This is a genomic window from Holophagales bacterium, from assembly GCA_016699405.1.
GTDB lineage: Bacteria > Acidobacteriota > Thermoanaerobaculia > Multivoradales > JAGPDF01 > JAAYLR01.
In genome coordinates, this window is the sequence record CP064972.1 from 1,606,802 (window position 1) to 1,631,442 (window position 24,641).

Genomic DNA, 24,641 nt, shown 5'->3' on the forward strand with positions numbered 1-24,641 from the left:
GAAGGGAGAATTGCATGAAGACCGACGACCAGATTGGACAGTACCTGGCTGCGCAGCCGGAGCCCAAGCGACGCGACTTGGCGGAGCTGCACCGCATCGTTCTCGAGCTGATGCCGGGGTGCAAGCTGTGGTACCTCGACGGCAAGGACGAAAGCGGCAAGGTGGTGTCGAATCCGAACATCGGCTATGGAAGCCGGACTTCGAGGAATGCCGACGGAAAGAGCCGCGAGTTCTACCAGGTCGGGATCAGCGCGAACACGACGGGGATCTCCGTCTACATCCTCGGGATCAGCGACAAGAAGTACCTCAGCCAGACCTTCGGAGAGAGCATCGGCAAGGCGAAGGTCACGGGGTACTGCATCAAGTTCCGGAAGCTCGGAGAGGTGAACGTCGAGGTGCTGAAAGAGGCGATCCGACGGGGATTCGCGAGTCCGTCGGAGGTGAGCACGAGCCCGGCGGACAACGAAGGGAAGTGAACGACCTGAGCCCGCGGAGGGAAGACGGCGGCGCCGACCTGATCGGCGGCGGCGCCCGGTGGGGCAGCGCAGGAGTCCAGGTGCGGCGCACCGTCGGCGAGCCGGACAGTTTCGGAGGCAAGCTCCGCGGCCACGTCACGGTGGGAGGGAAGCGATGACCAGCACGAGCTCTCGCGTGACGGTTCACATGGCGGCGAGCCTCGACGGCTACGTCGCGCGACGAGACGGTCGCGTCGACTGGCTCGAGACTGTGGACGAATTCGACGGCGGACGCACGATGGATCCGGCGTTCGTCGGCGAGCTCCTGCGGTCGATCGAGTGCTACGTCATGGGATCTCGAACCTACGAAACCGCATTGAGGTTCGAGGCGCAGGGGCTGGGATGGTCGTACGGCGACAAGCCGACCGTCGTCCTCACGAGTCGGAGACTTCCCGTGACGCGGGAGAGTGTCGAGCTCTATTCGGGAGATCTGGCCGAGCTCGTGAACGGGCGCCTGCGGCCGGCGTTCCGATCGATCTGGATCGTCGGCGGCAGCATCGTCGCCGCCGAATGTCTCCGCCTCGGCCTGGCCGACGAGCTTCGCTACTCCATCCTCCCGATCTTGATCGGCGACGGCATTCCGTTCTTCGACCGCCTCGATCGGGATGTCGCTTTGCACCTGACCGAGGTCGAAGCGTACAAGAACGGCATGGTGGAGCTGCGATACGAGGTGGGCGCCAGTCGCTCGGGCCGCGAGCGATCCGACGTCTGACTTCTGGTGCGGAAGCACACCCGGACGTCACCGAGGTGCAGGCTCCTTTGGCGGCGGGGCTTCTCGCGCGGCTGGGTCGTGCGCGGCCTTCGCCGAGGCTCCGCCCGTTCTCAGGTGTCGCCGACTTCCAGCACCGCGCTCCAGCGCCAGAGGTCGCCGCGCTCGAAGCCGTCGGCGAGCGGCGTGGCGAGGAGACGCCGGGCGTAGATGCCGTAGCCGTTGCCGTCCTGGTTCTCGCTCTCCCAGGCGATGACGTAGTTGCCCCAGCCGTCGGTGGCGAGATCGGGGCTCTGCTGCGTGCCGGCGGTGGTGGCATTGATCTGCAACTCGCCGCCGACGCGCGCTCCGGTGTTGTCGAAACGCTGGGCGTAGACGCCGCTCGACGAGCCGTCCTGTCCCGTGCTCGTCCAGGCGACGACGAAATTGCCCCAGTGATCCATGGCCACGGCGGGGATCCGCTGGTCGTTGGCGGTCGTCGTGTTGGCGCGGAACTCGGTGCCGACCGGCGTGCCCGTGGCGTCGAAGCGCTGGGCGTAGATGCCGTAGCCGCTGCCGTCCTGAGCCTGACTGTCCCAGGCGACGACGAAGTTGGCGTCGGCGTCCATGGCGATCGCGGGCCACCACTGCTGGTTGGTGACCTCGGTGTTGACGCGGAACTCTCCGCCGAGGCGATTGCCGGTCGCGTCGTAGCGCTGCGCGTAGACGCCTTGCGACGAGCCGTCCTGCGAGTCGTCGTGCCAGACGACGACGAACGAGCCGCCGCTGTGCACCGCGACAGCCGGCGACCACTGGTGCCCTGCGGTGTAGGTGTTGACCTGGAGCTCGCCGGTGCGGGGTACTCCGCTGGGCTCGAAGAGTCGGACGTAGACGCCGGCCCCCGAGCCGTCCTGGCCGGTGCTTTCCCAGGCGGCGACGAAGTTGCTCCCGCCGTCGACGCCGACCGCCGGGTAGGCCTGGTCATCGTTGGTGGTGGTGTTGATGGCCATTTCCGTTCCCACGCCGACTCCGCCCGCCGCGAAGCGCTGGGCAAAGATGCCGAAGCTCGAGCCGTCCTGCAGGTAACTGTCCCAGACGATGACGAAGTTCCCCCAGCGATCCGCCCCGAGAGCCGGGTGTTGCTGCCCACTCGTGACGTACGTGTTGGCCACCATCTCGGTGCCGAGCGGTGCGCCGGACGCATCGAAGCGCTGGGCGCAGATCGCCTGGGCCGACCCGTCGGCGCCGTAGCTGTCCCAGGCGACGACGAAGGCGGCCGAGCTCGCCAGCGCCACGGTGGGGTGGGCCTGAGTGCCGAAGGTGTAACTGTTGACCTGGAATTCAGGGCCGAGCAACTGGGCCGGGGCGCCCGCGGTTCCGAGGGCGACGAGGAGGGTCGACGCGGCGAGGTGAACCGAACGTCGATTCGGGAGGATCTGCATGGCGAGACCTCCGCCGTTCTCTCCCCGTGAAGCCATGGTACACCCGGGTCCGTCCGTCGGCTCGGACGACGGCGAGCGCACCCGCGCTCACGCGGAGTGCGGGGGCGGCGCGCGATCGTGCGATCGCAGGCGGCGGAGCGGCGTCAGCCGGGTGTCGGGCGCGGGGTGGGCGAGCGTTCGCCGGACGGAAGCTCGTCGCTGCCGGGCAGATCGCCGCAGTCCGGCGTCTCCCAGCGCACCGTGCGGTCGCCGACATGGGGGCGCAGCCCGGAAAGCTCGCAGGTCGCCGAGCCGAGCGGTCCACGGACTTCGAGGGTGAAGGTGGCGGTCCAGCCGCCGGCCCCGCGAAGGACGCGCTTGGGACCGTCGACGGCGGGCGCGGCGGCGAGCGGTTCGCCGAGGGCGCTGCGCAGGTCGGCGTCGGTCGTCACGCGTTCGACGGCCAGCCGGTAGGGCTCGCCGAGCTGCTCGAGCGCCCAGGCGTGGCGAGCGGCCGGAGCGGCGGCGGTCGGCAGGTGGTGCGCGGTCGTCGCGGCCCCGAGGAGCGCGACGGCGCTGGCGAGGGCGGGCAGGAGGAGCGGGAGGGCGCGCCGCCGGCCGGCAAGCGGCGGGGCCGAGAAGCTCGCGGCGAGATAGCCGAGGCCGAGCGCGGCGAGCGCGGCGGCGCCGCCTTCGATCGCCCGGGAGAGCGTGGCCGGCGCGGTGCCGGCCGCCACCAGCGAGAGCGCCAGGCTCGCTCCGGCCGCCCCGGCGGTGGCGGCGAGCGCAACCGCCGACGGGCGCGGCGCCGCGGTGTCGACGGCGGCGACGCGCGCTGCCGCCGCTCCGGCCCAGGCGCCGGCGACGAACGGCAGGACGGTCGAGCCGAGCGCCGCGAAACCCGCCCCCGGAAGGTCGAGCAGGAGGTGTCCGGCGGTGAGGTGGCGCAGCAGCGCCCCGAGGGTGACGAGCGCCGCTCCGCCGCCGAGAGCGGCCAGGGCAGAGACGAGGCGCAGGCCGAGCGGCAGCGGGGCGGGCTCGGGAGCGCGGCGCGAGCGGGCCGCGGTCACGGACGCTCCGGCGTCCGCGGGTCGACCGCTTCGTAGATTGCGCCGTAGTCGACCTCGCCGAAGCCGGCGCCGGCAGCGCGGGCCGCGAGCTCGCGCACGCCGTCGATCGCCGCGGTGGCGAGACCGAGTCGATCCGCTTCGCCGCGCGCCAGGTCGAGGTCCTTGACCAGCAGCTCGAGCGGGAAGGAGGGATTGGCGTAGTCGCGTGCGAGGTAGCGCGCCAGGCGCGCGTCGAACGACTTCGAGTAGAAGAGGCTGCCGCGCAGGATCTCGAGGAAGGCGTCGAGGTCGAGCCCGGCGCGGCGGACGATGCCGAGCGACAGGCAGAAGGCGGCCGCCTGGGTGGCGATGATCTGGTTGAGCGCGAGCTTGAGCGTCGAGGCGTCGCCGACCTCACCGACCCGCCGTGGCTGGGGTCCGATCGCCGCGAGCACCGGCTGGAGCCGGGCATGAAGCTCCGCCGCGCCGCCGCAGAAGACGATCAGCGTGCCGGCGGTGGCCTGCGGAATGCTGCCGAGCACCGGTGCCTCGAGGTACTCGCCGCCGCGTGCGGCGACGGCGCTGGCCAGCTCGCGGCTCTCCACGCTGGCGATCGTCCCCATCTGGACGACCGCGCGACCGGCCAGATCGGCGTCGCCGTCGAGCAGCGCCGCCTCGGTGGTCGCCCCGTCGCGGAGCATGGTGAAGACCGTCTCGGCCGAAGCGATCGCGTCGCTCGCCTCGTCGGCCACCCGCGCGCCGAGCGCGGCGAGCGGCGCGGTCTTCGCGCGCGTGCGGTTCCAGACCGTCACCTCGTGACCGGCGGCGAGCATCCGCTCGGCCATCGGCCGTCCCATGAGCCCCGTTCCCAGCCAGGCGATGCGCATCGTCCCTCCTTCGTCGCGCCGATTCTGTCGCATCGCGCGGGCCGTGTGCTGGCGAGCGCTTCCGAGCCGGCCTGCGGGAGAGCGATCAACGCCGCTCGATGCGGCTGCCGTCGTCGAGCGAGTCGGGGGGGTGGAGGACGACCTCGGCGCCGTCGGGGAGGCCGCCGAGCAGCTCGGCCTCGAGCGGATTGCGCTCGCCGATCTGGACCGGGCGGCGGCGCGCGCGGCCGTGCTCGACGGCGAAGACCGCCCACTCGCCCTCGTGGCGGAAGAGCGCGGAGACGGGGAGCTTGGTCGCCATGGCGCGCTCGGCGAGCACCGCAGCCACCTCGACGCGATAGCCGTCGCCGAGCGCCGCCCGCTCGGCCGCCGGGCCGGCGAAGTCGACGAGCACGTTGACGCGTTGCTCCTCGACGCCGAGCGCCGAGACCTTGGTGAACCCTGCGGGCTCGACCCGTCGCACCACCCCGGCGAGCGGCCCACCGCCGCCCCAGCGCTCGATGCGCACCGTCGATCCGGGGCGGATGCGGACCGCGTCGGTCGAAAGATAGTCGGCGACGATCTCGAGGTCGCTCGGGTCGCCGAGCTCGACGAGCGGCTCGCCCGCGACGACCGGACCCTCGCTTTCGCGCAGCCGTCGCAGCACCGTGCCGGTGATCGGCGCGTGCACCTCGAGCGGCGTGCCGGGCCGCTCGGCGGCACCGCGGGCCTGCGCGAGTCGTGCCCGCGCCGCTTCGACCTGATGAGTCGCGGTGGCGACGGCGAACTCGGCGGCGCGCCTGCCTTCGGCGGCGGAGCGGGCGTCGGCGCTGCGGGCGTCGAGCGTCTCGCCGGAGGCGATGCCGTCGTCGGCGAGGCTCTTCGTGCGCGCGAGCTGGGCGGCGGCGAGGCTCTCGGCGGCGGCGGCGCGGCCGGCCTCGGCGCGAGCGCCGTCGAGCGTGGCGCGGGCGGCGGCGAGCGCCGCCTCGGCCTCGGCGCGGCTCCTGGCGTCGAGCGGCGTCGGATCGCCGGGGAGGATGGTGGCGAGCGTCGTCCCGCCCTGGACGACCGGGTCGCCGGGCCGCAGATCGATGCGCAACAGGCGGCCGGAGACCGGTGCGGTGACGAGGAAGCGGCGGATCACGCGCGTCTCGCCCTCTTCGTCGAGGGTGACGACGAGCGGGCCGCGCGAAAGCGGCGCGACGTCGACCGGCACCGGACGCGGGCGCAGGGCGACGACGGCGAGCAGCGCCACGCCGGCGGCGCCGGCCAGCAGTCGCGGGTTCTTGAGCAGACGGGGAATGGCGGGCATCGCGGTTCTACTCCCGGGTCTTGAGCACGGCAACGAGGTCGAGGCGGTCGAGCTTGCGGCGGACGGTGAGGCCGGAGAAGAAGGCGGCAGCGGCGACGATCAGCGCCGACCAGGCGAGCGCGCTCGCGTGCACCACCAGCGGGATGCGGTAGATCTCGTTCTCGAAGGTGGCGACGATCCAGGCCGAGAGCCCCCAGCCGAGCAGGCCGCCGAACGGCAGCGAGAGCAGCGTCAGCACGGCGAGCTCGCCGAGCAGGATGAGGGAGATCTCGGCGCGGGTGAAGCCGAGCACGCGCAGGCTGGCGAGCTCGCGCTCGCGTTCGGAGAGCGAGATCCGCGCCGAGTTGTAGACCACGCCGAAGGCGATGATGCCGGCGAAGATCACGCTGAAGGTCACCATGATGTTCATGTTCTCGGCGAAGGTGGCGCGAAAGCTCTCGAGCATGGTGCGCTTGAAGGCCACGCCGGAGACCGCCGGGAGCCCCTTGAGGCGCGCGTTGAGGGCGGGCAGCGCGTCGGCGTCGACGAGCAGGCGGGCGCCGGAGAGGCTTTCGCCCTCGCCGAGCAGGCGGTGCAGCGCCCCGAGCTCGATCGTCGCGCCGAGCCCGAGCGCGTCGTCGACCAGGGAGGCGACGCGCAGGCGCGCCGTCGGCCTCCGACCCTCGAGCACCTCGACCGCGACCTCGTCGCCGACGCCGACCTCGAGGATCTCGGCGAGCTTGCGCGAGAGCGCGAGGCCGGACGGCGGCACGGCGACGACGTGCCCGTAGCGGTCGACGAGGCGCTCGAGGCGGGGCTCGAGCGCGCGGCCGGTGAGGGCGACGTCGCGGTGGCGATGGCCGGAGCGCAGGCGGGCGGCGACGTTGCGCGCCGGCTCGGCGGCGAGGACCCCCGGCAGGCGTTCGACCTCGTGGAGCGCCCCGGCGGAGAGCGGCTCGACGAAGGCGAGCGTGGCGTCCTGGCGCTGGGCGAGCGAGAAGGTCGAGCCGACGATCTCCTCCATCGCGCTGGTGAAGACGAAGCCGACGACGAGAATCGCCCCGGCGAGGCCGATCCCGACCACCGAGGCGGCGGCGCGCGCCGGCGTGCGCTCGAGGTTGCGCAGGATCATCCGCGTCGCGTGGGTGACGCGCCGGGCGAGCAGCGGCGTGCGTTCGGCGAAGCTCGGCCGGTAGCGCGCCGGCGGCTCGGGGCGCATCGCCTCGGCGGGGGGGATGCGCACCGCGCGCCGCACGGCGATCGCCGCACCGAGCGCCGCGGCGACGAGCGAGACGCCGACCGCACCCAGACCGACCTCGAGGGTCAGGCGATAGTCGAGCGACGGGAAGCGGAAGTACTGGTTGTAGAGGCCGACCATCGCCAGGCCGAGGCGGTGACCAGCCACGAGACCGAGCGCCGCTCCCACCATCGAGATGCCGAGCCCCCATTTGAGGTAGTGCCAGGCGAGCGCGGCGTTGCCGTAGCCGAGCGCCTTGAGCGAGGCGATCTGCGGCCGCTGCAAGGCCAGGGCGCGGGTCAGCGCCACGTTGAGGATGAAGGCGGCGACGAAGAAGAAAATCGCCGGCACGATGAGCCCGAAGTTGGCGAGCTGGGTGAGCTCGTTCTCGAGCGTCCAGGCGGAGAACTGCAGGCGTCGCGGGATGGCGCCGAACGCTCCGTAGGGGGCGAGCAGGCGGTCGAGGCGGAGGATCGCCTCGTCGACCGAGGCCTGCGGGGCCAGCTTCAGCGAGACCTCGTTGAAGCCTCCCTCCATGTCGAAGGCGCTGCCGAGGGCGCGCCGCTCCATCCAGAAGATGCCGAAGCGGCGGTCGTCGGGGATCAGCTCGCCGGGGCGGATCGAGTAGACGTACTCCGGCGAGAGCGCGACGCCGACGATCCGCAGCGTGCGCCGCCGCCCGTTGACCACCGCGCGCAGCGAGTCGCCCGGGCCGAAGCGGTGCGCCTTGCAGAACGCCTCGCTGGCCAGCACCTCGTCGGGCTTGCCGGGCTCCGGGAAGCGGCCGCGCCGCAGGAACACGTCGTTGAGCCGCGGCCGGCCGACCGCCGGGATCGACAGCAGCCGCCCGGAGGCGGGCTCGGCGAGGCCCGGCACGTCGAGCGCCACGTCGACCGAGACACGCGTCTCGACCGCGAGGACGCCGGGAATCGCCGCGATCTCTTCCTCGAGCGCGCGCGGCGCGCGCTTGAGCGTGGCGAAGACGTCGGCGAAGCGTTGCCGCTCGTAGTAGGCGTCGCGGGTGCGGCGCAGCGACTCGAAGTTCGAGAGATAGGCGACGAACATCGCCGCCCCCGCACCGACGACGAGGGCGATGGCGAGCGCCTGCCCCTTCATCGCCCAGAGGTCGCGCAGGAGCTTGCGGTCGAGCGCGGAGATGGTCACGCCGGAGTCCTCGTGCCGCCGCCTACCAGGAGAGCTCGGCGGGCGCGAGCTTCTGTGGATTGCGCTCGACGCCGGCGATCCGTCCGTCGAAGAGGCGCACGACGCGATCGGCCATCGCCGAGATCGCCGCGTTGTGGGTGATGACCGCCGTCGCCGTGCCGAGCTCGCGGTTGGCCACCGCCAGGGCCTCGAGCACGACGATGCCGGTGGCGATGTCGAGCGCGCCGGTCGGCTCGTCGCAGAGCAGCACCGCGGGCCGCTTGGCGATGGCGCGGGCGATCGCCACGCGCTGCTGCTCGCCGCCGGAGAGCTGCGCCGGGAAGTGGTCGAGCCGGTGGCCGAGCCCGACGAGCGCCAGCGCCTCCTCGGGCCGCATCGGATGCTCGACGATCTCGGTGACCAGGGCCACGTTCTCGCGCGCCGTCAGGCTGGGGATCAGGTTGTAGAACTGGAAGACGAAGCCGACGTGGTGGCGGCGGTAGTCGGTCAGCTCGGCCTCGCCGGCGGCGGTGAGATCCTGGCCACGGTAGAGCACTTGCCCGCTGGTCGGCGTGTCGAGCCCGCCGAGGATGTTGAGCAGCGTCGACTTGCCGCTGCCCGAGGGGCCGAGCAGGACGAGCATCTCGCCTTCGAAGAGGTCGAAGTCGACGCCGCGCAGCGCCTGCACCTCGAGCTCGCCCATCGGGTAGACCTTGGTCAGGTCGCGCGCTGCGAAGACGGCGGGGCGGGCGGGTCCGGGGAGGCTCGCGGGAAGGTCGGACGGTGTCGCGAAGGTCATGGTCGGGGGTCGTCGTCGCGCGCGGGCTCGTCGGAGAAACGGGAAAAGGATAGCCTTTCCGGCATGGAGCCGCGAAACGACCTGCAGGCGCTGCGCGAGGAGATCGAGGGGCTCGACCGCCGCCTCCTCGCCCTGCTCAAGGAGCGGATGGCCATCGCCGAGCGGGTGGCGAACGCCAAGCTCGCCGCCGCCTCGCCGTTCCGCGACCGCACGCGCGAGGAGCAGGTGCTGCGCCGCGTGCGCCACCTCGCCGTCGAATCGGGGCTCGATGCGCACGAGGTCGAGCGGCTCTACCGCGTCATCATGGCGATGTCGACGGCGCACCAGCAGGCGTTCATCGAGACGCGCGAGGAGGTGCCGCTGCGCGTCGCCTACCAGGGTGTCGAGGGCTCGTTCAGCCATCTCGCCGCGCAGCGCCGCTTCGGCGGTCGCACGGGCGGGGCGCTGCTCTTCGGGCACGAGACCTTCCGCGGCGCCGCCGAGGCAGTGCGCGGCGGCGAGGCGGACGTGGCGCTGCTGCCGATCGAGAACTCGACGGCGGGCTCGATCAACGAGACCTACGACCTGCTCGCCGAAGGCGGGCTGGCGATCAACGCCGAGGTGGTGGCGGCGATCGAGCACTGTCTGCTGGTGATCCCCGGCACCCGCCTCGAGGACGTCACGACGGTGATGTCGCACCCGCAGGCGCTCCGGCAGTGCGAGGCGTTCATCCACCGCCATCCGTGGATCGCGGCGCGCGAGGAGTTCGACACCGCCGGCGCGGCGCGCAAGGTACGCGAGCTCGGCGACCCGAAGCTCGCGGCGATCGCCGGCGCGGCGGCGGCGCGACTCTTCGGTCTCGAGATCCTCGCCCGCGGCATCCAGACGCAGGAGGGCAACTTCACCCGCTTCGTCGAGGTGGCGCGCGAGGCGCGCCCCTGCCCTCCCGACGCCGAATGCAAGACCTCGCTGCTCGTCGTCCTGGCGCATCGCCCCGGGGCGCTCGGCGAGGCGCTCATCGAGCTCTCGCGCCGCAACGTCAACCTGACCAAGCTCGAGTCGCGCCCGGTTCCGGGCGAGCCCTGGCAGTACCGCTTCTACCTCGATCTCGAAGGTCACGCGGCGTCGGAACGCGTCGCCGCGGCGCTCGACGCGGTGCGCGAGCACACGCGCGTGCTGCGCGTGCTCGGCACCTATCCGCGGGCGGAGGCGGTCCCGGAGTAGACCGGGAGAGGCCGATGCGACCGACCGGGCCGGACGTCGACGCCTACCTCGCCGCGCTCCCCGAGTCGCAGCGCGCCGCCCTTGAACGGCTGCGCCGCGCCATCCTCGCCGCCGCCCCCGGCGCCGAGGAGTGCATCAGCTACGGCATCCCGGCGATCCGCCTCGCCGGCCGCGTCCTCGTCTATTACGGCGCCGCCGCCAAGCACTGCTCGTTCTATCCCGGCGCCCACCCGATCGAAGTCTGCGCCGCCCAACTCGTCCCCTGGAGCACCAGCAAGGGCACCATCCGCTTCACCCCCGACAAGCCCCTCCCCCTCCCGCTGGTCCGCAAGCTCGTGAAGGTGCGCATTGCCGAGCTGGTGGTGGGGAAACGGCGGGGCGGCGCGGGGCGAAAGGGCTGAGCGCATGCCGCGGCGGTGCGCCTGCACGCCGCGGGTGCCGGGCACGCTCCTGCGTCTCGGGCGTTGCATGTCGATGATCGTGACCGGGAGGTTCGCTCGCGGGATCGCGAAGGGGGCGGCGGGCCTCCTCTTTCCTGTGGTCATCGCTTGTTGCTCTTTCGGCGCGGTGAGTTCGCCTCCGACTGACCCCACGGTGGTGGACCTTGACGGGGCTCGACAGATCGCCGATGTGATCGTGCGCGCCGCCTGCAGCCAGTTCAGGGTGCTTCTGGTGGTGGAGCCCCACGCAGAGATCACCTCATGTCCACTCGAGGGCGTCGTCATCCCGCAGAGTGTGTTGAGCCGCAAAGAGGTTGCCGCCTTCTCCGGCTCGGCGGCGACGTCGCAGGATCTTGCGGCGGTGCCCTGGCGCGAGGCTTGTGCGAACCGTCCCGAATGCCGGGAGGTCACCCCCGAGGAGCTGGGGAGCCTGACGACGGATGGCGACGGCAATCTCGAGAACGACTGGGACCGAGTCGATGCGAGGTACGGCTACCGTTTCGCCATCGAACCAGGACGCATTCGAGTCGACGGGGATCTCGCGGTCGGCTGTGCCTACATCGCACGAGGGTGGCCGACGGGTCAGAACTGGGTCTATGTCCTGCGCCGCAAGGCCGGCCGCTGGGAGCTCGTCGAGGCCGTTCGCGATGATTCGATCGTCTACTAGGCGATGACTCGCTGATCGGAACGACGGCTGGCAGGTGTCCACCGCAGCGAGGGTGGACGGTAGCAAGCGGGGCTGGAGCCACGATCGCGAGCGAGAGGTTGGGTGCCACTCCCAAGGGAGATTCGGTGCAACCGCAAGGCGAAGGCGGTGGCGGCGTTACCTGAGTGACGGAAGGAGGGTCAATGGGTCGAGTGCTGCTCACCAGTCTGCTGGCGCTCGTGCTGCCGCTGGTCGTCTTCCTGGCGGGCGCCGGTGCGATGCAGAAGCTCTCGGGGCGCACTGCCGGGAATGACGCCGGCAAGCCACTCAACCAACGCTGGGGCTACTCTGTCGACGACGTGGCCTCCTGCTGGTCGAGCCTTGGCGACGCCGGATTGCGTGCCGAGCGACGCTTCCTCGAGCTCGATCTGATCTTCCCGTTCGCCTATGGCGGGGCACTCTTGGCGGCCTCGCTCCTGGTCTGGTCCCGCCTCGGACGGCCGATCTCGGCGGCGTGGCTCGTCGCCGTCGTCGCTCTGACGCTGGGCGCCGACTGGACGGAGAACCTCGTTCACCTCCGCGAGCTGGAGCGCTTCGTGACGAACGGAGCGAGCGCCCTCGAGCCGCGTTGGATCGCCATCGCCAGCGCGGCGACGATCACCAAGCTCGTGGGCTTCGGAGCGTCGGTGCTCGCCCTGCTCGCCCTGCTCGTGATGCTCGGAAACGACGTGGCGCGCGGGCCGAGCTGAGCGGCGCCGCGCGGGCGTCGCGGATTGCGCTACCGGTTCACGCCGCTGGCGAGGAACCCGCCGTCGACGACGAGCACTTCGCCGTTGACGAAGCTGGCGGCGTCGGACGCCAGGAACACGGCGGCTCCTGCCAGCTCCTCGATGCGGCCGAAGCGGGCGAGGGGCGTGCGGAGCTTGAACTCGTGGCCGCGCTCGGTGCCGTCGAGCAGGTCCTGGTTGAGCGAGGTGCGGAAGACTCCCGGTGCGATGGCGTTGACCAGCACGCCGCGGGACCCCCATTCGACGGCGAGCGCCCGCGTCAGCGCGGCGACGCCACCCTTGCTGGCGGCGTAGGCGGCGACCTCGTAGAGGCCGACGAAGGAGGCGAGCGAGGCGATGTTGACGATCCTGCCGTAGCTGCGCTCGAGCATCGGAACGGCGAAGACCTGGCAGGCGCGCAGCGTTCCGGTCAAGTTGACGTCGAGGATCCCCTCCCACTCGGCATCGTCGACCTCGAGCGTCGGACGGCGCTGCGTGCGGCCGGCGCAGTTGACCAGGATGTCGATCTTGCCGAAGGTCGCGAGGACGGCCTCGCGGAGGGCGACCAAGGAGGGGCGGTCGGAGACATCGGCGGCGATCCGCAGCGTCCTTCTGCCTTGTTGCTCGATCGCCGCGGCCGTGGCGTCGACCTCGGTCTGGCGTCGCGAGCTCGCGACGACGTCGGCGCCGGCCTCCACCAGGCCGTCGACGAGGGCTCGCCCGATACCGGAGGTGCCGCCGAGGACGACGGCGGTGCGGCCCGTGAGATCGAATCCGGAGAAGGCCATCGAGGACTCCTACTGGCGACCCGGCTGTGGGTGCGCCGGTTGCGTGTTGCCCGATCCCGCCCGGTCTGCGAGGGCGGAGATCTGGATTCCCGCCATGATCGCCGGGCCCAGGCCCTTCGGGTCATTGTCGACCGCGGGCTCGCTCATGTAGTAGCGGAAGCTGCCGTCCCGGCCGAAGCCCAGGCCGGCGCCCGAACAGACGTGGGTCAGGTGGTACGAGCCGTCCGCGTGGACGGCGAGGAACTCGTCGACCAGCCCCGCCCAGGCCTTCTGTGCGGCGGGCGCGAAGGACGCCGAGAGATAGCCCCGGTTGATCGCCTTGGCCAGGAAGTAGGTGAACATGGCGGAGGCCGACGCCTCGCGGTAGTTGCCGGGTGCGGTGGGCATGTCGACGATCTGGAACCAGGTGCCCGTCGCGTCCTGGGTCCGCACGAGGCTCTCGGCCAACTCCGGGATGATCGCGAGCAGCGGCGCGCGCAAGGCGGTCTTCTCGACGGGGATCACGTCGAGGATGTCGACGAGAGCCATCGCATACCATCCCAGCCCTCGCCCCCAGACGAAGTGCGAGCGGCCGGTCGCCGGATCTGCCCAGCTCTGCGCTCGCGCCTCGTCCCAGGCGTGGAAGTAGAGACCCGACTGCGGGTCGCGCAGATGGGAGCGCGCGAGGACGAATTCCTGGACCGCCGCTTCGATCTTGCGGTCGTCCCCCTCCAGGACCCCGACCCCGGCGAGGAACGGCATGCCCATGTAGACGCCGTCGAGCCAGAGCTGATGGGGATACTTCAGCTTGTGCCAGAAGGCGCCTTCCGCGGTGCGGGGATGGCTGGCGAGCTGGGCCGCCAGCGCGCCGATGGCGGCGCGATACCGGGGGTCGGGATCGCGCTCTCGCAGGCGTAGCAGCATCTTGCCGGAGTTGATGCTGTCGATGTTGTACTCGGCGACGTCGAAGGTGCGGATCGTGCCGTCGGCGGTGAGATAGCTGTCGATCGTGCGGCGGGCGTAATCGCCGAAGCGCGGATCACCGACGGCGGCGGAGAGGTCGTCCATCGCCTGCATCAGGAGGCCGGTCGTGTAGGTCCAGCCGCTCGGCCGCGAAGGCACGGCGTCCCATCCGCCGAACGAGAGGCTGGTGCCGCGACGGGCGATCTCCGACGTGGCGAGGCGGGTCGAGACCTCGAGGGCGCCCAGGCTCCGGGCTCGACGCGACGTCTCCGTCTCGAGGCGGAGGCGTGGGGGGAGGGTGCGGCGCTCGACCTCGGCGGTCAGGAAAGCCTCCAGTTCCTCGCGGGTCTTGACGCCCCCCTGCTGGCCGGACCAGAGGGCACCGAAGGCGTAGGAGAGCTCCTTGCCGCGCGGGCGGAGGACCAGGACGTGACTGTTCTCGTCCCGCGTCTGCGCGACGAGATCCAGCCGGTGGAAGAGGAGCACCATGCCGAGCGGGTCGTCGAACAGACTCTGCCGGCCGAAGGTTGCAAGGTAGCTCCAGGCCTCCCCGGGGATGTCGAGATTGCCGACGAGCACCTCGGTCTCCGGGTGGGCGACGAGACCGACGGCGAGGTTGTCGAGCGGGGCGGAGGTCGAGAGCGTGACGTCGACCAGCGGGCTGCCGGCCTGCATCGACAGCGCGGCGTGCAGATCGACGGTGGCGGCACCGGTGTTCCAACCCTCGAGATCGAGGGTGAAGGAGGCCTCGATCGGGCCGTCGGATCGGATCGAGGTCGAGCGCTTCGCGACGTCGGAGGCGAGCACGGCGCGGGTGCCGTCCCAATAGCCGAAGCCGCCCATGCCGAGGCTCTGGCCGACTTTCAGGATGTCCGCGCCCCACGCGCTCATCTTGTGGTAGCTGTCGTAGCCGTCGAGACCCACCGTCGGCAGGACCATCGCCGCGGTGCGCTTGCCGAAGATGTCGAAGCCGTTGCGCCAGTCGAGGTAGACGCGATAGCCCACCCGATCGCTTTCGATCCCCGGTCCTTCGTAGCGGAGGTACTCGCTGTGATCGGTGGCCTGGGCAGGCAGCGTGACCTGACGGACGCCGGTGAAGGTTCCCCCGACATAGGTCTTCCCCTGCCAGTGGCCGCCCTCCTTGATCGACACCTCGGCGTGGGCGCGCGCCGGCCCCGCAGCGGCGGCGGTCCGGCCGTCGATCGAGAAGGTGTGCGTCGCCGCGGCGCCGAGGTCGGCCAGGAAGGCGAGGCGGTCGGGCCGGCCGTCGCCGTCGTCATCGAGCAGCTGAGTGGGCCTCGCGGTCGCTCCCTCCCAGACCTGCAGCGGCCCGGCGGTCACCCCGAGCTCGTTCAGCGAGAGGCGCACCAGCGTGTCGGGCCGCGGGAAGGCTGAGGGGTTCGAGACCTCGAGATGGGCGATCGGTCGCGGCTGTGGAGGGGTTCGTCTTGCGACCGTCGTCCCGGCGCATCCGATCAGGACGACCAGGAGAGACAGGCCGCAGGCAATCGTCGGGGTTTTCATCCAGTGGTCCTCGTGCGCCGGGCTCGAGAAACGCCGTCGACCGGCCGTTTCCTCCACCTCAGCGTGCCAGCCAACCGCCGTCGACGGCGATGGTGTAGCCATGCATGTACTCCGATGCGGCCGAGGCGAGGAAGACGGCCACGCCCTGAAGGTCTTCCGGAGCGCCCCAGCGCCCGGCGGGAATCCGCTCGAGGATCGCTCGGTGGCGAACCGGGTCTTCGCGCAAGGCACGGGTGTTGTCGGTGGCCATGTACCCCGGAGCGATCGCGTTGACGTTGATGCCGTGCGGAGCGAGCTCGTTGGCGAGCAGCCGGGTGAGCCCCAGGACGGCGCTCTTCGACGCCGTGTACGAGGGCACCAGGATGCCGCCCTGGAAGCTGAGCAGCGAGGCGATGTTGACGATCTTGCCGCCGCGGCGCTGCGCGATCATCACCTTGGCGACCGCCTGGGAGAGGAAGAAGAGGGCGCGCAGGTTGACGTCGATCACGTCGTCCCAGTCCGCCTCGGTGAACTCGGCGAGAGGCGCGCGACGGATCAGCCCCGCGTTGTTGACCAGAATGTCGATGCCGCCCAGCTTGTCGACCGTCTCGTCGACGATCCGGCGGACCGCGTCGTGGTCGGCGAGGTCGGCCTGCACGGTCACGCAGCGGCGGCCGAGCGCGGCGATCCGCTCGCGCGTCTCCGCGCCATCCGAGCGGTCGACGAGAGCCACGTCGGCCCCCGCTTCGGCGAGTCCGACGGCGATCCCCTGGCCGAGGCCCCGCGAAGCCCCGGTGACGATCGCGGTCCTGCCGTCGAGCTTGAAGCGATCCAGGATCACGGCTTGTTCACCTCAATTGGTCGAGAGTCAGGAGGTCCATGTCGTCGAAGGCCTGGTTCTCGCCGCCCATGCCCCAGCAGAAGGTGTAGGCGCCGGTGCCGACGCCGCAGTGGATCGACCAGCTCGGAGAGATCACCGCCTGGCCGTCGGCCACGACCAGAGGGCGAATGGCTTCCGGGCGACCCATGAAGTGGAAGACGCGAGCGTCCGGCGCCAGGTCGAAATAGAGATACACCTCCATGCGGCGGGCGTGGGTGTGCGGTGGCATGGTATTCCAGACGCTTCCCGGCTCGAGGACGGTGAAGCCCATGACGAGCTGGCAGCTCCGGGCGCCGCCCGGGTGGATGAGCTTGTAGAGGGTCCGGCGGTTGCAGGCCTCCTGGCTGCCCAATTGCACGGTCTCGGCCGCGGACTGCGGAACGGCAGCCGTTGGATGGGTGGCGTGGGCGGGGAAGCTCAGGAGGTAGTACCGGGCCGGCTGCGCGACCGAGTCACTGGCGAAGGTGATCGAGCGGCTTCCCCGGCCGACGTAGAGACCGTCCCGCTTGGCCAGGGAGTGCTCGACGCCGTCGACCGTGACGGATCCGGGCCCGCCGATGTTGAGAATGCCGAGCTCGCGGCGTTCGCAGAACGTCTCGGCTCGCAGCTCCGGGGCGGATTCCAGCGTCAGCGCCTTCGTCGCCGGGACGGCCGAGCCGACGATGGCGCGATCCGCGTCGCTGTACACCATGCAGAGGCGGTCCGGCTCGAAGAGCGTGTCGACGAGGAAGCTCTGGCGAATCTCCGTCGTGCTCATCTGTTCGAGACGGACCGGGTCGGGCGTGGTTCGGACGTTCATGAGGGTGTCCCTTTCGAGAACCGTGGAAGCTCTGCTCGCAGATCGGGGCCGACGGATCTCCTGGAAGGTCCCCTGTCCGCTCGAGGTCGTGGCATCGCGTCAGCCGGCGTGGCTTTCGGTTCTCGCCAGGGCGTTGCAGATCGCGACTCCCGAGATCGCACCGACGACCGCACCGAGCCCGGCGCCCCACCCCAGGTAGCCGAGAAGGGCGGGACCGACGACCGCAGCGGGGCCGGCCAGGGTAACGAGGCCGACGAGCCAGGCGAGGAAGGTTCCGAAGACGAGGCCGACGAAGCCGAAGCCGACGATCGGTCCGAGCGACCTCGGTTCGATCGGTGAACCCATGTCGACGACCTCGAGCTTCGGTGCCATCAGGTGGAGGATCGCCAACGCGACCAGGTAGGCGGAACCGGCGATGACGAAGTTGACCGTGTAGTCGCCAGGGCTCGTCTGGAGCACGGCGCCGGTCAGCACGGAGAGCATGATCCCACCGACCGAGCCGGCCATTCCACCAATCCCGACGACCGAGCCCACCGCCTGGCGCGGGAAGGTATCCGAGACGGTGCTGAAGACGTTGGCAGACCAGCCCTGGTGGGCCGCCGCCGCGAGCCCGATGAGCAGGACCGCGGGCCAGAGGCTTTCGATCCGCGAGACGGAGACGACCGGCGTCACGGCAAGCGCACAGAGGAGCATGGCGGTCTTGCGAGCACGGCTCACCTGCCAGCCCCGCTTGATGAGGCTCGACGAGAGCCACCCGCCGCCGATGCTGCCGACGTCGGCGATGAGGTAGATGACGATCAAGGGAAGCGGAATGCTCGAAAGATCGAGGTGGTGCTTCTCGCTGAGGAACTTCGGCGTCCAGAAGAGGTAGAACCACCAGATCGGATCGGTCATGAACTTGGCGATCGCGAAGGCCGACGCCTGCCGGTAGGGGATCAGCCGGAGCCAGGGCGTCTTGCCCGCCGGATCGGGCGGATCGCTCTGGATGTGCCGCAACTCAGCCGCCGAGACCTTGGGGTGCTCCTCCGGCCTGCGGTAGATCGGCAGCCAGAACGCGAGCCACACCAATCCGATGGCGCCGGTGAGCACGAACGCCCATTGCCAGCCGAACTGCACGAAGATCCACGCCACGGTGGGCGGTGCGATCACCGCGCCGACGTTGGTTCCGGCGTTGAAGATCCCGGTGGCCAGCGCGCGCTCCTTCTTCGGGAACCACTCGGCGACCGACTTGATCGCGGCGGGGAAGTTGCCGGCCTCGCCGAGCCCCAGCAGCGATCTGCAGAGCCCGAACTGCAGGGGCGTCCGGGCGAAGGCGGTGATCATCCCCGCCAGGCTCCAGATCGTCAGCGCCACCGTGTATCCCACCCGGACGCCGAAACGGTCGATCAGCTTGCCGGTGAGGAGGAGGCCCAGCGCGTAGGCCGCCTGGAATGCCGCGGTGATGTTCCCGTACTCGATCTCGGACCAGCCGATGATCTTCTCGAGCTCCTTGGCGAGGACGCCGATGACCTGGCGGTCGACGTAGTTGATCGTGGTGGCGAAGAACAGCAGGGCGCAGATGAGCCAACGGTAGCGGCCGATGCCCTCCTCTGCCGACGGCACGGCACGGCTCGGACCGGCGGCGACCGCCGCGGCTCCAGTGGTGGATGGCGGCGCTGGATCGGATGGCTCTCGCTCGCGGTCGCTCGTCATCGCGTTGCCTCCGCCCCCGTGGGGCGATTGCCCGTTCAGTTCCTGCCGTGGGGTGGCTCGGCAGCCGAGGCCCCACGTGAATCGTCAGCGCCGACACGCACTGGGCGGCCGGCGACCGTCACGCCGTCGAACTGGAGGTTCTGGACGCTCTCGAGGATCAGCGTCTTCTGCGCCGAGGCGACGGCGATGTTGCGCAGCACGACGTCCCGGAGAGGAGCCTGCGCCGGCGCATGTGCCTCGAACAGCGTGCCGACGTCACCGACCGCGAAGTCCTCGAAGACGATGTCGCGGTAGGTCGCCGGGAAGTTGCCGCCGAGCTCGCCGGGGTAGTCGAGCTGGAACCAGAAGAGTCGCGCGAAGGAGCCGACCTTGAAGCGTCGGACTCCGATGTGCTCGACCGTGCCGCCGCGGTCGAGGTTCGCCTTGAAGCGGATGGCCGACGACCCGGAGCGCAGCTCGTTGTCGGTGAAGAAGACGTAACGGATGTCTCCCGACATCTCGCTGCCGAGCGCGATCCCGTCCTCGCCGCCCATGTCGTTGCCGCGCACCACCACGTACTCGCTGGGTTTGCCGACGGTGCGGCCGTCGAGATCGCGGCCGGACTTGATCACCACCGCGTCGTCGCCGGTCCGGAAGGTCGAGCCCTCGACCAGGACGTAGCGGCTCGAATCCACGTCCACACCGTCGTTGTTCGGGAAGTGGCTCTCGACCCGGATGCCGCGCACCGTGACGTGCTCGCTGTAGACGAGATGGTTGACCCAGAAGGGCGAGTTGATCGCCGTGTAGCCCTCGAGCAGAGCGCGCCGGGCGCGGACGAGCTGCACGAGCGGCGGCCGCAGGAACGTGCCGGCTCCGAAGACGCGCTCGGCCAGGGGAACGCCGGAAAATCCCATGCGCCGCAGCCGCTGCATGTCGGGCGCCGCCAGGGCGTGCCAGGCGTGGAAGCCGCTCCGGACGTTGCCGTCGATCGTCCCGGGACCGGTGATCGCCACGTCCTCGACGTCCCGGGCGTAGATCAGCGGCGAATAGCCGAGGACGCGCGTGCCCTCCCAGCGCGTCTCGACGACGGGCAGATAGAGCTCCGGCTCCGGGGCGAACAGCAGATGCGCTCCGGGCTCGAGGTGAAGCTCGAGGTGAGAGGACAGCTCGATCGGGCCGCGACTCAGCCAGACGCCCGGCGAAAGCACGACGCGTCCGCCGCCCTCGCGCTTCGCCTGGGCGATCGCCGCGAGGATGGCCGGGCGCGCGTCAGCGATGCCGTCGGCGACCGCGCCGAAGTCGTCGACGCGGTAGGTCCTGGCGGGAATCCGCGGCGCCTCGAGGCGCGAGACGATCGACTCGACCAACGTCCAGTCGATGCGTCCCGGGGACGGGGCCTGAGCCGCCGCGGGGAAGAGGCCGGCAACCGACAGCAGCAGGGTCAACCGGGTGGCGACCCGGAAGAGGGCGTGGCCGCTTGGCATGAGCGTACTGTAACCAACTTCCGGCGACTTTGCTAGCGCTGGCATGGCGAGCGGCGGTCGCTGGATCTTGTCGAGGCGGCGCTCGACGACAGGGGGCACGGACCGGCCCCCTGCGACAAGATGCCTGGCAGGGCTCACTTTGAAGCCGCCTGGCGGGTCGCTCGCGGCGGGCGACAGGGCGAGGCGGAGCGGCCGCCGCGACCACGGTCGCCGGCCGCCCGACCGGGCGAAAGCGTCGCCGTCGCCGCCACGGCGCGCGCCCCTGGCGCCAGCAACCAGGTGTAAGCATTTATTAGTCAGGTATTTAGCTGTCGTGTGCTAGCGATGGCATTTTTCTCTTGCCCTCGCCTGTGGGCTGGTTCATACTCTGTGCCACCGTAGGCATTCTTCCGCGACCAGGGCCAGAGGCCCGGAAGGGCGCCCGACGCTTTCGACAGCTTGGAGCGATGTCCCCGGCAAGAACTGTCAGCGAAAGGAGGAACCCATGTTCAGACCCTCGCACCACCCCTCATTCTGGTCGAAAGGTGTTTTTCTGATCGCACTCCTCACCTCTCTTGGCGGCCTGCAGGTCGCCTGGGCACAAGAGGCCGGCAAGGAGGGCGCGCCGCCGCAAAAGGAGGAGAAGCCGAAACCGGCCGAAGCTGCCGAGAGCACCGCCGAACAACCGGTCGAGGGGCAGGTGATCTCCGAGACGATCGAGGTGGTCGGCTATCGCGCCGCGATCGAGGAGTCCGTCGAATTGAAGCGCGACGCGGTCAACACGATCGAGAGCATCGTGAGCGAGGACATCGGCAAGATGCCCGACCTCAACGTCGCCGAAGCGATCCAGCGTGTGCCGGGCGTGACGATCGTCCGCGAGGGCGGCGAGGGACGCCAGCTGTCGCTGCGCGGCCTGGGCGCGGAGTTCACCCAGGTCACGCTCAACGGGATGGAGGTTCCGGCCTCGACCGGCGGCCTCGACAGCTCGGGCGCGATCAACCGCGGCCGCGCTTTCGACTTCAACGTCTTCCCCGCGGAGCTCTTCTCGCGCATCGACGTCAACAAGTCGCTGATGGCGTCGATCGAGGAAGGCGGTGTGGGCGGCGCCATCCAGCTCTACACCGCGGGGGCGCTCGACGTGGACGGCCCGCAGGCGTCGATCCTGTTCCAGTCGGGATACAACGACCTCTCCGAAGAGTCGGATCCGCGAGTCACCGCCACCTACGCCACGGCGAACAAGTCGAAGACCCTGGGCTTCCTGGTCTCCGCGGCCCGGACCCAGCGCAACTCGTGGCAGGACGGCTTCGGCACCGTCCGGTTCGCGCAACCGGACACTCCGGCGTCGACGCCGGGGAGCGGATTCGCTTCCAATCCGACGGCCTACAGCGACCAGCAACTCCGCACCGCGTGGTATCCGCGCCTGCCGCGCCAGGACAGCTTCCGGCACGAGCAGGACCGCACCGGCGTCGCGACGACGATCCAGTTCCGCCCGACCGAGCGGCTCCACTTCGACTTGAACTACGTGTACTCCAAGTTCGACAACACGACGACGAGCTACAACTCCTTCGCCCAGTTCCGCTTCCTCGGCAACGCGGGGTTCCGCTTCATCACCCCGGTGAGCCTCGTCCTGGAGCAGCAGGGGAACGGCAACGTCGCCGTGGCCGGCACCTTCCGCAACGTCGAGCTGCGCACCGAGAGCCGCGAGGCCGAGGACCAGACGGAATTCAACCAGCTGACCGGGAACTTCAAGTTCGACATCAACGACGACCTCATCCTGAGCGGCATGGTCGGCCGCGCCACGTCCGAGTACCAGGATCTGGTCTTCCGCCTCAACATCGACAGCAACGTTCCCAACGCGGTGTTCTCGTACGACTTCGGGCAGAATCCCGACGTCGCGGTGATCCACTACAATTTCGACGTCACCAACCCCGCCAACTTCGACCTCCAGACCGACGGACTGCTGCAGAAGAACCTCGTCGATCGCACGAACGACACGGCCAAGCTCGATCTCGACTGGTTCATCGGCACCGGGCACAGCCTCCGCTTCGGCGCGATCTACAACGAGCGCGAGGTGTCGAGCGAGATCTTCCAGCAGACCGCGACGACGCTGCCGGGCGTTCCGCTGTCGTCCATCAGCCGGGTCTTCCAGTTCCAAGACACCGGCGGCTTCGGCAGCGCGACCGATCTGCGCTTCCTGGTCCTGGACTTCCCGCGCGCCAAGGAGGCCTTCGCCTTCGGATCGAATTTCCAGCCCTTCCGCGGTCCGGGCCGCGCGACGTGGGTGGTGACGGAGGAGACCGCGGGTGCGTACGGGGAGTACAACCTCGCGACGATGCTGAAGGACCGCGCCTTCCGCCTCAACCTGGGCGTTCGCTACGTGACCACCGAGACCACGGGTCTGGGCTGGCTGTCGGCCTCGATCAGCACCACCGAGAAGAACGAATACGACAACCTGCTGCCGGCGCTGAACATCGCGTGGGACCTGACCCCGGAGGTCGTGCTCCGCGCCGGCGCGAGCCGCACCATGACCCGCCCCTCGCTCACCAACCTGGCGCCGGTCAAGGCCTACGGCAACACCAATCTGACGGTCACCGGCGGGAACTCCCAGCTCGAGCCGATGGTGGCGGACAACCTGGACCTCGGCGTGGAGTGGTACTTCACCAAGAAGGCCGTGCTGGCCGCCTCGTACTTCCGCAAGGACATCGACAGCTTCATCTCCTTCCCCACGACGCAGGAGCCCCTGCGGCCGGAGGACCGGCTCGCCGTGGCGGCCGTCTACCCGACGCAGCCGCAGCTGCTCGATCCAAGCCTGATCTGGACGTACAGCACCGCCGCCAACTCCGACGGTACGAAGCTCGACGGATTCGAGGTGGCCTACCAGCAGAGCTTCACCGGTCTGCCCGGCTTCTGGGCCAACTTCGGCTTCAACGGCAACTACTCCTACGTGGACGCCGAGACGACCGTGGTGCGCAGCGGCCGGACCGTCAAGGTGCCGTTGCAGGGGCTGTCCAAGCACTCCTGGAACGCCACCCTCTTCTACGAGACGCCGCGGTGGGGTGCGCGCGTGTCGGTCAACGACCGTGACGACTACATCACCAACAACCTCGGCACCAACGGCAACGTCTCCGAGGGCACGACCGGACCGATCCGCTGGGACATGAGCGCCTTCTGGCATATCACCGAGCACTTCTCGCTGACCCTGGAGGGGATCAACCTCACCGACGAGAAGGAGCGTCTGTACACCACGGGCGACGGGACGATGAACCTGATCCGCGAGATCAACTACTCGGGACGTCAGGCATTCGCCGGAATCCGCTGGAGCCTCTGACCTCCCCGGGCGACCGGGCGACCGGGCGCGCGGCCCGGTCCGCCCGGCAGCCCGCGGGGGCGCCCCGAGGTTGCGAGGCCATGAGAAGCTTTTTCCGGAGATCCCGGTCGATCGCACCGGGCAACGGAAAGGGGATGCCATGAGTGGCACGCTCCGGCGGCCATCGACGATCAGTGACATCGCCCGCCTTTCGGGGGTGTCGAACCGGACCGTCTCGCGCGTGATCAACCGCTCGTCGAAGGTCGACGGGACGACGCGCGAGAAGGTCCAGCGGGTCATCGACGAGCTCGGCTACCGTCCGAATGCGCAGGCCCGTGGCCTCGCCGGTCGATGCTCCTACCTGCTGGGGCTCATCTACGACAATCCGGACGCGCTCTTCATCGACGAGGCGCAGCGGGGAGTGCTCAACGTCTGCCGTGAGCTCGGCTACGAGCTGGTGATCCATCCCTGCGGCGAGGCCGACGGGCTCTGTCGCGAGGTCGTCGGTTCGGTCCGGCGTTCGCGCCTCGACGGGGTGATCGTGCTGCCCCCGCTCTCGGAAGACGCAGAGCTCGCCGGCGCCCTGGCGCAGGAGAGGATCCCGTACGTGCGGCTGGCCTCGATCGCGCTGGACACGTCGGATCGGGTGGTGGTCTCCAACGAGCGGTCCGCCGTGGCGGCGATGGCCGAATACCTGGTCGATCTCGGCCACCGTCGGATCGGCTACATCACCGGGCCGGAAGGTCGGCGGTCGACTCGCGAGCGGCTCGAGGGATTCAGCGAGGCGCTGGCGCGACTCGGCTGCGCGGTGCAGGAGGAGATGATCGCGCGGGGGGCCTACACGTTCGAGTCGGGATGCGAGTGCGCCCGGGTGCTGCTCTCGAAGCGCGAGCCGCCGACCGCCATCTTCGCCAGCAACGACGACATGGCCGCGGGGGTGATCCAGGTCGCGATCGAGAAGGGAATCAACGTCCCGCGGGATCTGTCGGTCGCCGGCTTCGACGACAGCGCGTTGGCCACGAGGATCAGGCCGACGCTCACCACCATTCGCCGGCCGGTGCGGGCGATGGCGCGACTGGCGGCCACCAAGCTGATCGCCGCCATCGAGGGTCGCCACGACGATGCCCGGACGGGCGTCTTCCTGGATCCCGACCTGATCCTCCGGGACTCGACGAGACGTCTCGAGTGAGGGCGGAGCTCCGCATGCACGAACCGGGCGAAGA

Annotated in this window: 21 protein-coding genes; 9 read left to right on the plus strand and 12 right to left on the minus strand. The window is 70.2% G+C overall.

Going from position 1 to position 24,641, the window contains the following annotated elements; all coding sequences use genetic code 11:
• Positions 1-14 precede the first annotated feature (14 nt).
• The 3 genes from IPJ17_06850 to IPJ17_06860 are packed head-to-tail and all read left to right on the plus strand — an operon-like array spanning position 15 to position 1,227.
• Positions 15-476: a DUF1801 domain-containing protein gene (locus tag IPJ17_06850; protein QQR75289.1), complete on the plus strand. Its 462-nt coding sequence runs from the start codon at positions 15-17 to the stop codon at positions 474-476.
• The gene (locus IPJ17_06855) at positions 473-634 is read left to right on the plus strand and encodes a hypothetical protein (protein QQR75290.1); all 162 of its coding nucleotides are present in this window, start codon (positions 473-475) and stop codon (positions 632-634) included. The genes IPJ17_06850 and IPJ17_06855 overlap by 4 nt, the downstream gene beginning before the upstream one ends.
• Entirely contained in the window at positions 631-1,227 is a 597-nt protein-coding gene (locus tag IPJ17_06860; GenBank protein ID QQR75291.1) for a dihydrofolate reductase, read from the plus strand. Before IPJ17_06855 ends, IPJ17_06860 begins: the two co-directional genes overlap by 4 nt.
• A 110-nt stretch (positions 1,228-1,337) precedes the next feature.
• On the opposite strand, the gene IPJ17_06865 is transcribed toward IPJ17_06860, so the two are convergent.
• The 6 genes from IPJ17_06865 to IPJ17_06890 all read right to left on the minus strand — a co-directional run bounded on the left by IPJ17_06865 (position 1,338) and on the right by IPJ17_06890 (position 9,009).
• On the minus strand, positions 1,338-2,645 hold the full coding sequence (locus IPJ17_06865; protein ID QQR75292.1) for a hypothetical protein: 1,308 nt from the start codon (positions 2,643-2,645) through the stop codon (positions 1,338-1,340).
• Between the two features lie 143 nt (positions 2,646-2,788).
• Positions 2,789-3,694, minus strand: coding sequence for a hypothetical protein (locus IPJ17_06870; protein ID QQR75293.1), 906 nt, complete (start codon positions 3,692-3,694; stop codon positions 2,789-2,791).
• On the minus strand, positions 3,691-4,560 hold the full coding sequence (locus tag IPJ17_06875) for an NAD(P)-dependent oxidoreductase (protein QQR75294.1): 870 nt from the start codon (positions 4,558-4,560) through the stop codon (positions 3,691-3,693). Before IPJ17_06875 ends, IPJ17_06870 begins: the two co-directional genes overlap by 4 nt.
• Before the next feature lie 85 nt (positions 4,561-4,645).
• Positions 4,646-5,851 (minus strand): HlyD family efflux transporter periplasmic adaptor subunit, encoded by a 1,206-nt coding sequence (locus IPJ17_06880; GenBank protein QQR75295.1) that lies wholly within the window; start codon positions 5,849-5,851, stop codon positions 4,646-4,648.
• A 7-nt stretch (positions 5,852-5,858) separates the two neighbouring features.
• Positions 5,859-8,225 (minus strand): FtsX-like permease family protein, encoded by a 2,367-nt coding sequence (locus IPJ17_06885; protein QQR76109.1) that lies wholly within the window; start codon positions 8,223-8,225, stop codon positions 5,859-5,861.
• 28 nt (positions 8,226-8,253) lie between these two features.
• Positions 8,254-9,009, minus strand: a complete 756-nt coding sequence (locus IPJ17_06890) for an ABC transporter ATP-binding protein (GenBank protein QQR75296.1) — start codon at positions 9,007-9,009, stop codon at positions 8,254-8,256.
• A 63-nt stretch (positions 9,010-9,072) separates the two neighbouring features.
• Here IPJ17_06890 and pheA point away from each other — a divergent pair, with 63 nt between their 5' ends.
• From pheA to IPJ17_06910, 4 genes are all read left to right on the plus strand, one after another.
• The gene (pheA, locus tag IPJ17_06895; protein QQR75297.1) at positions 9,073-10,212 is read left to right on the plus strand and encodes a prephenate dehydratase; all 1,140 of its coding nucleotides are present in this window, start codon (positions 9,073-9,075) and stop codon (positions 10,210-10,212) included.
• Between the two features lie 14 nt (positions 10,213-10,226).
• On the plus strand, positions 10,227-10,613 hold the full coding sequence (locus tag IPJ17_06900) for a DUF1801 domain-containing protein (GenBank protein ID QQR75298.1): 387 nt from the start codon (positions 10,227-10,229) through the stop codon (positions 10,611-10,613).
• Between the two features lie 67 nt (positions 10,614-10,680).
• Positions 10,681-11,319: a hypothetical protein gene (locus IPJ17_06905; GenBank protein QQR75299.1), complete on the plus strand. Its 639-nt coding sequence runs from the start codon at positions 10,681-10,683 to the stop codon at positions 11,317-11,319.
• A gap of 182 nt (positions 11,320-11,501) precedes the next feature.
• Entirely contained in the window at positions 11,502-12,047 is a 546-nt protein-coding gene (locus IPJ17_06910; GenBank protein QQR75300.1) for a hypothetical protein, read from the plus strand.
• Positions 12,048-12,076: 29 nt separating this feature from the next.
• Here IPJ17_06910 and IPJ17_06915 read toward each other — a convergent pair whose 3' ends face one another.
• From IPJ17_06915 to IPJ17_06940, 6 genes are all read right to left on the minus strand, one after another.
• Entirely contained in the window at positions 12,077-12,853 is a 777-nt protein-coding gene (locus IPJ17_06915) for a glucose 1-dehydrogenase (protein QQR75301.1), read from the minus strand.
• A 9-nt stretch (positions 12,854-12,862) separates the two neighbouring features.
• Entirely contained in the window at positions 12,863-15,319 is a 2,457-nt protein-coding gene (locus IPJ17_06920) for a glycoside hydrolase family 88 protein (GenBank protein QQR75302.1), read from the minus strand.
• Positions 15,320-15,377: 58 nt separating this feature from the next.
• The gene (gene kduD, locus IPJ17_06925; protein QQR76110.1) at positions 15,378-16,136 is read right to left on the minus strand and encodes a 2-dehydro-3-deoxy-D-gluconate 5-dehydrogenase KduD; all 759 of its coding nucleotides are present in this window, start codon (positions 16,134-16,136) and stop codon (positions 15,378-15,380) included.
• A gap of 10 nt (positions 16,137-16,146) precedes the next feature.
• Positions 16,147-16,977 carry a 5-dehydro-4-deoxy-D-glucuronate isomerase gene (gene kduI / locus IPJ17_06930; protein QQR75303.1) on the minus strand — a complete coding sequence of 277 codons (831 nt, stop codon included), beginning with the start codon at positions 16,975-16,977 and terminating at the stop codon, positions 16,147-16,149.
• Positions 16,978-17,076: 99 nt separating this feature from the next.
• A complete protein-coding gene (locus IPJ17_06935; GenBank protein QQR75304.1) occupies positions 17,077-18,669 on the minus strand; it encodes an MFS transporter in 1,593 nt (530 codons plus the stop codon).
• Between the two features lie 35 nt (positions 18,670-18,704).
• A complete protein-coding gene (locus IPJ17_06940) occupies positions 18,705-20,132 on the minus strand; it encodes a glycoside hydrolase family 28 protein (protein ID QQR75305.1) in 1,428 nt (475 codons plus the stop codon).
• 484 nt (positions 20,133-20,616) lie between these two features.
• On the opposite strand from IPJ17_06940, the gene IPJ17_06945 reads away from it, so the two are divergent.
• Positions 20,617-23,439, plus strand: a complete 2,823-nt coding sequence (locus IPJ17_06945) for a TonB-dependent receptor (GenBank protein QQR75306.1) — start codon at positions 20,617-20,619, stop codon at positions 23,437-23,439.
• Between the two features lie 139 nt (positions 23,440-23,578).
• On the plus strand, positions 23,579-24,607 hold the full coding sequence (locus tag IPJ17_06950) for a LacI family DNA-binding transcriptional regulator (GenBank protein QQR75307.1): 1,029 nt from the start codon (positions 23,579-23,581) through the stop codon (positions 24,605-24,607).
• Positions 24,608-24,641: the final 34 nt, after the last annotated feature.